Below are 10,985 nucleotides of genomic sequence, written 5' to 3' on the forward strand. Positions count from 1 at the left end.
CTACTTAGAGGCGAAAGATATCAATTATATTCTCTTTTTCAATAAGCCTAAAAAAACACCTATAATTTAATACATTTCAACTATCAGGTTGGTTGTTTTACCTACAAACAAAAACTAAAGAACCGACTACAGATTAAGTGACGAGACAGTAAATCTTTCTATTTAAATAGAAGTAACAGAATTTGATTGCTAATTGAACAAAACGTAATCTCCGATAACAATTCAGTTACTTTTTAATCAACGTTCTTATCTTCATATATAAGTTTCTTCTTATAAATAGACTTAACTATTGATATTAATATTATGAACAAAGATCACACTAAAAGTAATTTAATTTCTTTTAATGAATTTTTATTATCTAATCCGCTTATTTTGTCTATAGAATTGCGGCAGATGTGCACTGCTTATAATTTAATATAACAGTAGTGAAATCCTATATAACTTAATACTTCTATATGATCAGTTGGAACTTTCCTTATGTTTTTTACCGACTTCGCTCGAAGACCAATCGATGAAAATAACCCAAGCGGCTCTAATCCTAATGGTTCTGAGGATTTTGACGAAATTAAACGTCAAATAAACAACCTGAATAAAGTCACAGGGAGAGTCTCGTGGAAAACGGTTCAAACACTCTCAAAAAAGATCTTGAGTACCCAAGCGAAAGACCTACGTTGTTGCTGTTACTTTACCGTTGCGTCAACCTATAACGACGGCTTAAGAGGCCTTGTTGAAGGATTAAACTCAATACTTGATGTGTGTGTCGTATATTGGTTCAACGCGTATCCAGAGCATTCAAAGTCAAAGGCACGAATGAGCGCTATTGAATGGATGGTAGAGCATACTGAAAAACGAATTAATAAGCATCGGGCGTTACCAGAAGAGCTTCCATTGATAGAGGCAGCACATCAATTATGCTTGAGGATTGAGGAAGAGCTTCGTCTTCATTACGGTATTGAAGCGCCGTCATTAGGTCGCATTCGCCGTATTTTGAATCAATGGATTGAGCAGATAAAAGAACAACAAATTGCGGCTGAGTTACGCGAGAAAAAACAAGCCAACACTAGCGCTCCTGCAGCAACGCAGAAGGCACCTGAAATTAAAGTGAATGTGTCTCCCTCTCCCGCACCGGTGTCATCACCCAACCTAAATAGCCAAGAGAAAGCATCACCGGCAAAGTCTGGTCGATTTATGATCTACTTCGTTATTGGTTTGATTGTTACTGCGATATGTTCACATTTCATGTACGAGCAACAACGTTATCGAACATTGGAGCAAAAAATTAATCAAGCTTCACTTAATGAACTTGTAAATTTGGTCGCCTCGTTAGATTACGAAAATAAAAAATATGCTCAGTCATTGAAAACGCAGGCCATTAATCGTGTCGATATTATGATGAATAACTGGTTTTTAGACTCGGCAAAAGTAAGTAACGTCAGCGAGCTCGATAGCTTGACCAATGAATTAATCGCGATCTATCCGGATTCGTCTTCTGCACAGCAGCTACGTCAAAACTTTTTGACACAGAGCGCCCATTTAGAAGACCAGTTTATGGATGTTTATAAGCGATTCTCAGACGCAAGAACGGTGTTTGCCAACGTAGCTAGACAGAATGTAGATAAGAACTCTGAAAAGGCGTACGAATACAGTAACTCGTTATTCCCGCTTTTAGGTCGTATTGAATACGCTGAAAAGTATTCACAGCAAAAGGAAATTGACCGCGCAACCCTTTTACTGAACATCTACCTATATAAATTGAGTCAGCTACAAGCTGAAAAAACTGACAATAAATAACAATACAATTAAAGAAGTTTTAGGCTTATGTTCAAACAAAAACTGTTTAGAAATCCAGTGGTGATTTCTACCATATTAATGTTTTTAGTGGCTGCAATTATCACCACTATTTATCTGCTTTTTCTTGACGAAATCGATCAACTTTATCTTTGGCTGACCCTTGGTGCTATCGCCATTGTTTACGTCATTTTTCAATTCACATTATGGTTGAAGAAAAAGAACAACGCTAAAGCTCAACATTTGGAAACCGAGGAAGAAGCACTTTCTATGGTTATCCAGCCTCTTCTTGCTAACTCAGGCAAGAAACCAATTTACCTGATGCTTGGTAATAAAGGGTCAGGGCGACGTCAATTTTTATTTAATTCTAGTGCAATTAAACCGATGGATCGCACTAGAACCGCTAAGAATGACTTTTTTGAATGGTACGAATCTGACAGCGCTGTATACATCAAACCAGACCAACGCTTAGTGTTCCAGGAAGTATCAAGCAGTGATGCTTCTTTATGGAATACGTTCATTGAAGAAGTTATTCATCATCGACCTAGAAAGCCATTTTCTGGGTTTCTATTCTTCATCGATTTCGAGTTCATGATCGTCTCTGAACCAGAACAAAAAGAGTACACCATTTCGTCGTTATTGGCGCGCTTGAGTACCATCAACTCTAAAACGTCTTCAGCATTGCCAATCTATTTGATTATGTCAAAGCTAGACAAGTTAGATGGCTTTAAAGAATACATGCACTTTAGCTCTCTCAAGACACGTGTTGAGTTCCTCTCTATCCCACTAAAAGAAGCCAAGGGTGTATTTGCAGAGTACTACCGCGATAGCTATCGAAATCTAGTGAGAGTGCTTGAAAGTAATGCGCTAGATGCATCCGCTAATTCAACGGACATTGATGAGAAACAAGCAATACTCGCTTTCCCTAAGCAGTTTGAGCTATGTCAGTCTGAAGTCAGCTATGTGCTTGAGCGTCTATGTGATGTTAACAACGGTGTCTATTCACTAGACATCCGTGAGATTTTCTTTAGTTCGAGTCTGCAAGGCGGTCGCAAGTACAATTTACTTGCAAAAAGTTGTAGTAATTACTTCAACTTACCTATTATCGCGTCAGAGCATACACAGTTAACAGAAACGCCTTATTTCTCTCGCTTTCTGATTGATTCACAAATATTGCCGGAAAGCGACTTTGCGGGCGAAAACAAGACGTATCTTCGTCTAATTCAGAGACAAAGCCGTTTGGCAATACTCGGCTCTATTATCCTGCTTACTGGGGGCAGTTACTTCTTTTTCACGACATTAGACAGTAACTTACATGTGATGAATCAACTCTTGAGTATCGATGACAAATCGCAAGTGGAGCAAGATGCAAGATTCAATGAGCTTTTAGCGAAGGCGACGAAAGCAATAGAGCCTTCTTATGGGGCGTGGCTTAAAGGTTCTAAGGCTTTGGATGAAGAGATATTACCACTCAACATTAGCCGTTTGGATCAAAGCACTCGCATCGCATACGAAGCATTACTTAAGGACGTTGCTCAACAGTTGATACCTCTCATTGAGAAAGGTTACCGTCTACAACTGACACAAAATCAAAACACTTTTACACGCGCTTTACCTCTATTGAAGGGGTATCTAATGCTAAACGATCCAACAAAGCGTGATATCCGTTTTTTGCGTCATCAAACTCTCCAAATGATGAACGACTTGAGCAACCAAAATGACGTCGTCAATCAGGCGATGCGCTATTTGGACGCTTACTTTCGCACACAGTTTGATCCAATTGATATCAATATGGATCTTGTTCGCGCAACACGTCGCTCATTGCTAGCAAATTCGAATGTTGATCTCGTTTATGCAGGCATTTTAAACGAAGCAAATTCGATTGATTTAGGAACCCTAGATCTGCAACGAGCTGTGGGTTTTGAGTTTAGCAATGTGTTCAACACACCAATCGATAGCGAACGCTTGATCGTAGATAAGATCTATACCTCCACTGGTTTTAGCACTTTTTATCGACCACGCGTGGACCTAATGTCACAACAAGTCATCAGTGACAACTGGGTTTTAGGTCTGTCACAACACGTTATTCCTACTAGTGAAGAACAAGAAGCCTTCAAAGAGGAAGTACGTAAAAAATATACTGACGACTACATCAGTAATTGGCGCAATGCGCTGAGTGAACTAAAAGTCCAGAACTATGGCAATGTCGGCGATCTAACGAACGCGATAGACTTAATCTCGGGCCCTTCTTCACCAATGACAACCGTACTGAAGCAGGTCTATGCCAACACACAATTTTCACCCGTTGGTGAAAAAAATGCTCTGATTTCAAAGCTAGACCCGAAACTCGTGGCAGCGGCAGACTCCGCATCAGACGTAGTAGAGGAAGTAGTTAAGCCTGATTACTTGTTAATGAAACGTGTTGAACAAGCTTTTCACTTATTAAACCAACTTCAGGTCAGTGAAACACCAAACTCCCCTACTCCTTGGGATGAGACCGTAACAGCGTTAAGCCGTGTTCGCACGTATATGAAAGACATCGCTGATGCACCCGACCCGCAAATGGCGGCGCTAGCGGCAGCTCAGCATCGAATGAACAGCAGTGAAGCTGACCCATTAATAAAACTTAAACAGATTGCCCAAAAATCACCGGAACCCGTTCGTAGCTGGTTGTTAGATGTGGTTCAACAAAGCTGGTCAGTCATGATTAAAGAGTCCGCTAAAGGCATTCAAACCCAATGGTACAGCGAGATTTACACCAAGTTTAAAGAGATAGGGCTAGGACGATACCCATTTGATCTAACAGCGACCGAGGAAATCTCAATTGAAGATTTTGAATTACTGTTTGCTTCAGGTGGCTTGTTAGACACATTTATTCAGAAAAATTTTGCACCGTTCTACGATACCAATTTGTGGACGCCAAAACAGGTGGATGGCGAGACGATGCCAATCTCTCCGGCTCTGTTAGTGCAACTGCGTAACTATAACGTTATTCGAGACACATTAATTAATAAAAGCACTAACCGCGTTCATATTCCGTTTAGTGCAAGAGTACTCGATCTTGATTCTAGTGCGATTAGAGCGAGCTTAAAAATTGCAGATACCAATATAAGTTACTACCACGGTCCAAGCCGCATTCGTGAAATGGCATGGCCACCGCAAAATGGTGACTTCAATATTAGTATCACACTCCAGGATGTAACCGATGAAGGCAGACAGCACGTTTTAAATAAGAGTGGTCAATGGGCGATATACAGATTGCTAGGTGACTCGACCTTGACAAACACTCATAACGGCAGCTTTGTCAGTGACATAAAAGTGTCAGGGAGGGACTTGAGCTTACGCATCACTCCGTTGACACAGAAAAACCCATTCACTCTTGCTGAGCTGTATAACTTTACGCTCCCTGAGTCGATTTAATAACAATATAAAAACAAAATAGGCAGAACACATGATTTCAAACATGACTTTACAAGGTTTAGATAAATTAGATCGAAAAATACTTTCAAGTCTTTTGTCGAATGGGCGAGAGTCGATTGCGAATCTATCCCGAAACATTGGTTTGTCTCGAACAGCAGTAGCAGAAAGAATTAATCGTTTAGAAAAGACCGGTATTATCAAAGGCTATACCGCACAGATTCGTGTAGAAAATGAAGGGCGAAAAGCCGCTAGTTATCTACTGATCTCTTGTGAAAAGGGTAAGAAGAATGATGTAACGAATGCACTTAAAGAAATCCCTGAGGTTCGCTTAACGAGCGTTGTTGGTGGCAACTTTGATATTATTGCTCTAATTGAAGCGCCCGACCTGCAGTCTATTCATCATCTTTGTAATGAAATTGAATCATTTAACGGCATTCAAAGGCTTGATACTACCGTTGTACTGCATCAGCCGATCAGTCGTTAAGCTTTTCTGACCTCTTTGAGGAAAACATAAAGGGCCGCTCGTTGAGCGGCTTTCTTATATGCTTCCGATAAGTCGAATTTTGGCGTCTTTATCACCTGGGTTGCCAAGCCAGAACGTTTGACCTAGTTGGTTCCCTTCTCCATTACCCAGTTTGTTTTCTGGAATACTGTCTAGGTTAACTGTCAACTTTAGGTCCCACGACATTGGGTCACGCAGAATAAAGCGCATCAAGCCCACCAGCGTCTTATGTAACTCACCATCGTAGGAAAACTGCTTAAACGTTTCAAAATCAATGTTGTCGATACACAAGTTAAACTTGCCGTTCAAATCCGCAATGCTTTGTCCCAAGTGTAAGCTTTGTCCCAATACACAATTGGAACGATTGAGTTTGTTACGCTGGCTTTCTGCAATCTCGACCCGCCGATAAACCCATTCTTCGATTCGCACATTCGGCAGTGAAAAGTAGTGCGAAACAATACCGGAAATAAGCTTGGGTGAACGTGTACGCGTAGATAACTGGTTCACGTAAGACAGAACTTTCGCTCGATCTAACTCCGCGACTTCACAATCTTGCATAACGCTAGAAAGACCAGCCAAATGCAGTATGCGCCCAGAAAACGCATCGCTCGCCCCGCTTTTGTATTGCACGTGATATCGGTATTTCTTCCAAACACGATACAGTAAGCTTGTATAGCGGTTGTGGAAAAAGTCGAAGAAATCCTTCACTGGGTTATCATCGGGATCACGACCGACGAGTTTCTCAGTGTAAGACGCAGGTAGGGGCGAGCTTGAACCATGCAAGCCAAGAAAGTTCGTCTCAATACGTGAATATTGCTGTCCGTTTCTTTCCATATGAGTAATAAAGTCCATATCACTCTTTGGAAAGCACAGGTTTGGCGACACGCTGAACTCAATTCGCTCTTGGTGAAAGTATTTGTTCTCGCCCACGGCAACAAAATTTGAGTTTGGCTCCAGCTGGTAGTGTTTCTCTAACAGCAACACCGCTTGGTAGAAACTAAACTCATTCGACTTATCAGAAAGTGTGTTAATCATAGTATCGTCTGCTGCCCGATTAGGCTTGCCCAGTTGTAAACCTCGCCCGTCGCTTCATCGAACACCTCTAGTTCGGTAAAGGAGTTCACACTCGAATATAAACGGATAAATTCATTCAATACCGTGGCCATAAGGAACATATCGCCTTCATTTACGAAGAACTTAGAGTCCGTCACGAGCTTGAATTGGTTACCACGCACAGATACACCACGAAATACGCGATCGATTGGTTTCATCTCTGAAGAAATAATGCCATCAAGTCGATGAATCGACGCGCGGTGGGCTTGTCTATCGACTCGAGAGTGGAAGTCGTAAGTCGAGAGCAACACTTTCAACACATCGATATTGGCCAAAGACAAGTAGTTGAGCGACATGTTGGCAATCAACTGCCATTGAAGTTCACCATTAACCTGAGGACTTACTGACTGTGTTGGCTTAGTAATGTTTTTAAACGTCGCATACGTTGGCGATTTGTGCGTCGCGTACGTGATGTCCCCTACTGACAGGCGCTCCGCTAAGTCCGCGTTACTGCATTGCAGTTTCATCAATACTGTTTCAGTCCCTAAATCCGCGATGTCGCCATTGTGAGTATGGAATGAGATATAGCGCTCTAACCCTCTTCCGCTTACTCGCTCGCCCACTTTGGATTTGTAGAACTCTCGCTTATCACGCTGGTTGATTTGGTGCTCAAACGATTCAAATTCAATCAGTGGTTTTCGGCGACGCTCGTCTTTACTCCAGCTCTCCACTTGCTCAATGGAATAAACCTCGTAATGCTCTTGAATGTTACTTTGTGGACGCACCTTGTACTCGTTTCGTCGATGCTCTAAACGGATTGGATCGCCGTCTTTTTCAAACAAGTTAACGGCAGGTGTGCAGTGCAACCTTAAGTGTTTATCTTTAAGCACCACCTCTGAAGGCAAAGCACGCTTAAAGTGGAATTTGATTTTGACCGTACTGCGCTGTGGAATGCCTTTTAGCCACTCTAAGCCTTTAATGTCGAAGAACATGAACTTATCTGGCAAAGAGAAGAATTCTTGCAGCAAACGGTAGCCTGCAAAGGAATTTTTGCTGTAAGGCAACAGCGCCTCGTCCTCTTCATGCCCGACTGGCTTAACGTATTCTGGCCCTAAACGATGTTTGTAGCCGCCACCAACATCCAACTCGACGTGATCTAGATAACGGAACAGCCATAAGAAGACAGTGCGAGTAATATGAATCTCACCATGCAGGTGCAAACGCAACGTATCTAAACCGATACGAGACAGTTCCAGGCCATGCTCCGTCGATAACGTCACATCAATCATCGAACTGGTGCGGCTGTTAGTTTGTTCGATGTTAGTAATCGTAACTGGGTATAGATTGACGTCATAACAAGTACGGAACAAACACTGCGTGCCTTCTACCTGTTCGCTGGCCATTTCCGCACCACGTTTCACCACGGTTTTCTCAGTAACACTTCCGGTATGCGGTTTTAGTTCGCTAATGCACAAAGACGGAATCGAACGCATGTAATGTGGCCACAGCAAAGTCATCAGAGATTGCGTTAGCTCAGGAAGTTCATCGTCAATCTTTTCGCGGATGCGTCCGGTCAAAAAAGCAAAACCTTCCAGCAGTCGTTCGACATCTGGATCAAAAGTTCCTTCAGAGAGAAAGTGAGTTAACTTCGGATGATATTTGGCAAACTCACTACCCGACTCGCGTAAATACGTGAGTTCATCTTGAAAGTATTTACTGTTACTCAAGTGGCACCTACTAAACGTTAAATTGGCCGTCGGTTCCCATGTAGACATCGATCGACATTGGGACTTTACCGCCGTTATGGGAAACTTCGCCGCGAATACCAAAGCCGAGTTGTAATGGGTTATGGTGGTCTTCACGGTAGTGAACCTCGACATTCAGCAGTCGGGGCTCAAAGCGTTCTATGGTTGACGTGATGTTTTTTTGAATATGGCGAACGAGGTTCGTGTTGTTAGAAAGTACGTCGTTAAAATCTGGCAGACCATACTCATTGTCGATCATTGCGTTGCCGGAATGCGTATTCAACAAGTCAGCGAGATGCGAGTGAATGGATTCAATCAAATGCTTATGAGACACCACTTTCTCGTAGCAGTTTTTTGGTTCTCCTAGCTCGATCCGCTCTAAAAGACGGTAACCTTTTTCCATATGCGATCCTACGAAAAAAGCAGCCAGTCTTCACTGGCTGCTTGATGGTTTCAGTAATGGGTTATTGGTCTAGCTTACCAACTAGAGACAAGTCGAAGCTTGCGCCCATGTACTTGAAGTGAGGACGTACAGACATCGATACTTTGTACCAGCCTGGATCGCCTTCTACGTCTGATACTTCAACCTTCGCAGCGCGAAGTGGGCGGCGACCACGAACTTCCGCTGGCGGGTTCTCTTGGTCAGAAACGTATTGACGAATCCACTTGTTCAGTTCGATTTCTAGGTCAGAACGCTCTTTCCAAGAACCAATTTGCTCACGCTGTAGCACTTTTATGTAGTGCGCTAAACGGTTGATAATGAACATGTAAGGAAGCTGAGTACCTAGCTTGTAGTTCATCTCGGCTTGTTTGCCTTCCGGCGTGTTCGCAAACACTTTTGGTTTTTGAACAGAGTTTGCAGAGAAGAACGCCGCATTGTCAGAACCTTTACGCATGGTTAGCGCAATGAAACCTTCTTCTGCTAGCTCATACTCACGACGGTCAGAAACCAGGATCTCGGTTGGGATCTTAGTCTCGATTTGACCCATAGCTTCAAAGTTGTAAACCGGTAGATCTTGTACAGTACCACCGCTTTGAGGACCAATAATATTCGGACACCAACGGTACTTAGCAAATGATTCACTGATCTTAGACGCCATCGCGTACGCTGAGTTGCCCCATAGGTAGTTATCATGGCTGTCTGTTACTTGCTCATCGTAGTCAAACGCCTTGATTGGGTTATCTTCAACAGAGTAAGGTGTACGTAGCATAAAGCGAGACGTACATAGACCTAGGTAGCGCGCATCTTCGTGCTCACGCAGACCACGCCATTTCGCGTACTGTGGACCTTCGAATACAGACTTCAGATCTTTTAGGTTTGGCAGCTCTTCGTAGCTGTCTAGACCAAAGAATTTAGCCGATGCCGACGTGATGAATGGTGCGTGAGACATTGCACCTACGTTAGCCATGTATTCCATCAATTTGATGTCAGGCGACGAAGCTGACATAGCGTAATCACAAATGACGGCGCCAACAGGTTTACCACCGAACTGGCCGTATTCACGTGTGTAGATTTGCTTGTACAGGCCAGACTTCACCACCTCTGGAGCGTCTTCGAAGTCATCAAGAACTTCGTCTTTCTTCGCAGAGATCAGTTCAATTTGAATGTTCTCGCGGAAGTCAGTGTGATCAACCAGGTACTTAAGGCCACGCCACGTTGATTCAATCGCTTGAACTTCTTCGTTGTGAAGAATTGCATCAACTTGCTTAGACAATTTTTGGTCGATTTCAGAGATCATCAGATCAACCAGAGATTGGTCGACTTTCTCTGTGTTCGAACTGCTTAGTAGCTCACTGATGAATGCTTCTACGCCGCGTTTTGCAACGTCAAAACCTTCATCACTTGGCTTTAAACGTGTTTCGTTAAGAATGCTATCCAGAAGTGAGCCTGATTCAACTAAGGCTGCTTCTTGTTCTGGCGCTTGTGCTTCTGCAGACATGATATCCCTTACTCTTCTTTCGCGTCTTGGTCGTTGCCAATGCTTAGTTCATCCAACAGTTTCTTTCTCGCTTCTTCATCTTGAAGAACCGATGCGATCTTCTTACGGAACGCAGGCACGTTTCCTAGAGGACCTTTAAGTGCAACCAAGGCTTCGCGAAGCTCAAGTAGGCTGTTTAGTTCAGGTACACTTTTCGCGATCGCTTCAGGAGAGAAGTCCTTCATGTTTTGGAAGGTCAGATCAACACCAATCTGGCCGCCTTCTTCATCAGAAAGACGGTTTTCAACGTTGACTTTAACGTTTGGAGACATGCCCTCTAGCACTTCGTTAAAGTTGTCTTTGTCGATGTTAATTGGAGTACGTTCTTCAATTGGTGTCTCATCTGCACGCGCAGTAAAGTCGCCAACTACCATCATGCTTAGCGGCAGCTCTACGTCTTCTTGCGTATCGCCAGTTGCTGGAACATAACGGATATTAATTCGCTCTTTAGGAGCCACCGAGCCGTCACGTGACATAATTCGTTCCTTATCTAACTCT

The 10,985-nt window shown here is 43.0% G+C and carries 8 protein-coding genes; 3 read left to right on the forward strand and 5 right to left on the reverse strand.

Annotated features, from left to right (window positions below; translation table 11 throughout):
• The first annotated feature begins 477 nt into the window (after positions 1-477).
• From R7E51_RS00405 to R7E51_RS00415, 3 genes are read left to right on the forward strand one after another with little or no spacing between them, the layout of a single operon-like run.
• Positions 478-1,791 carry a type VI secretion system ImpA family N-terminal domain-containing protein gene (locus R7E51_RS00405; RefSeq protein ID WP_005386112.1) on the forward strand — a complete coding sequence of 438 codons (1,314 nt, stop codon included), beginning with the start codon at positions 478-480 and terminating at the stop codon, positions 1,789-1,791.
• 27 nt (positions 1,792-1,818) lie between these two features.
• Complete coding sequence (gene tssM / locus R7E51_RS00410; protein WP_206957778.1) at positions 1,819-5,208, forward strand: type VI secretion system membrane subunit TssM; 3,390 nt, start codon at positions 1,819-1,821, stop codon at positions 5,206-5,208.
• Between the two features lie 31 nt (positions 5,209-5,239).
• Positions 5,240-5,692 (forward strand): Lrp/AsnC family transcriptional regulator, encoded by a 453-nt coding sequence (locus R7E51_RS00415; RefSeq protein WP_005373369.1) that lies wholly within the window; start codon positions 5,240-5,242, stop codon positions 5,690-5,692.
• 54 nt (positions 5,693-5,746) lie between these two features.
• On the opposite strand, the gene tssG is transcribed toward R7E51_RS00415, so the two are convergent.
• The 5 genes from tssG to tssB all read right to left on the reverse strand — a co-directional run bounded on the left by tssG (position 5,747) and on the right by tssB (position 10,963).
• A complete protein-coding gene (gene tssG, locus R7E51_RS00420) occupies positions 5,747-6,745 on the reverse strand; it encodes a type VI secretion system baseplate subunit TssG (protein ID WP_005373373.1) in 999 nt (332 codons plus the stop codon).
• Entirely contained in the window at positions 6,742-8,490 is a 1,749-nt protein-coding gene (tssF, locus tag R7E51_RS00425) for a type VI secretion system baseplate subunit TssF (RefSeq protein ID WP_053307566.1), read from the reverse strand. The genes tssG and tssF overlap by 4 nt, the downstream gene beginning before the upstream one ends.
• Before the next feature lie 10 nt (positions 8,491-8,500).
• Positions 8,501-8,911 (reverse strand): type VI secretion system baseplate subunit TssE, encoded by a 411-nt coding sequence (gene tssE, locus R7E51_RS00430; RefSeq protein WP_005373376.1) that lies wholly within the window; start codon positions 8,909-8,911, stop codon positions 8,501-8,503.
• Between the two features lie 61 nt (positions 8,912-8,972).
• Positions 8,973-10,448 carry a type VI secretion system contractile sheath large subunit gene (tssC, locus tag R7E51_RS00435; protein WP_005373378.1) on the reverse strand — a complete coding sequence of 492 codons (1,476 nt, stop codon included), beginning with the start codon at positions 10,446-10,448 and terminating at the stop codon, positions 8,973-8,975.
• 8 nt (positions 10,449-10,456) lie between these two features.
• Entirely contained in the window at positions 10,457-10,963 is a 507-nt protein-coding gene (tssB, locus tag R7E51_RS00440) for a type VI secretion system contractile sheath small subunit (RefSeq protein ID WP_005373381.1), read from the reverse strand.
• Positions 10,964-10,985 lie beyond the last annotated feature (22 nt).

Origin of the sequence: Vibrio sp. Vb1166 (assembly GCF_033338695.1) — a bacterium.
In the GTDB taxonomy this organism is placed as follows: Bacteria; Pseudomonadota; Gammaproteobacteria; order Enterobacterales; family Vibrionaceae; genus Vibrio; species Vibrio alginolyticus.

Bases quoted from the DNA above. Each gene is read 5' to 3' on its own strand.
- R7E51_RS00405 (WP_005386112.1), top strand. From the start codon at position 478: ATGTTTTTTACCGACTTCGCTCGAAGACCAATCGATGAAAATAACCCA.
- tssM (WP_206957778.1), top strand. From the start codon at position 1,819: ATGTTCAAACAAAAACTGTTTAGAAATCCAGTGGTGATTTCTACCATA.
- R7E51_RS00415 (WP_005373369.1), top strand. From the start codon at position 5,240: ATGATTTCAAACATGACTTTACAAGGTTTAGATAAATTAGATCGAAAA.
- tssG (WP_005373373.1), bottom strand. From the start codon at position 6,745: ATGATTAACACACTTTCTGATAAGTCGAATGAGTTTAGTTTCTACCAA.
- tssE (WP_005373376.1), bottom strand. From the start codon at position 8,911: ATGGAAAAAGGTTACCGTCTTTTAGAGCGGATCGAGCTAGGAGAACCA.
- tssC (WP_005373378.1), bottom strand. From the start codon at position 10,448: ATGTCTGCAGAAGCACAAGCGCCAGAACAAGAAGCAGCCTTAGTTGAA.
- tssB (WP_005373381.1), bottom strand. From the start codon at position 10,963: ATGTCACGTGACGGCTCGGTGGCTCCTAAAGAGCGAATTAATATCCGT.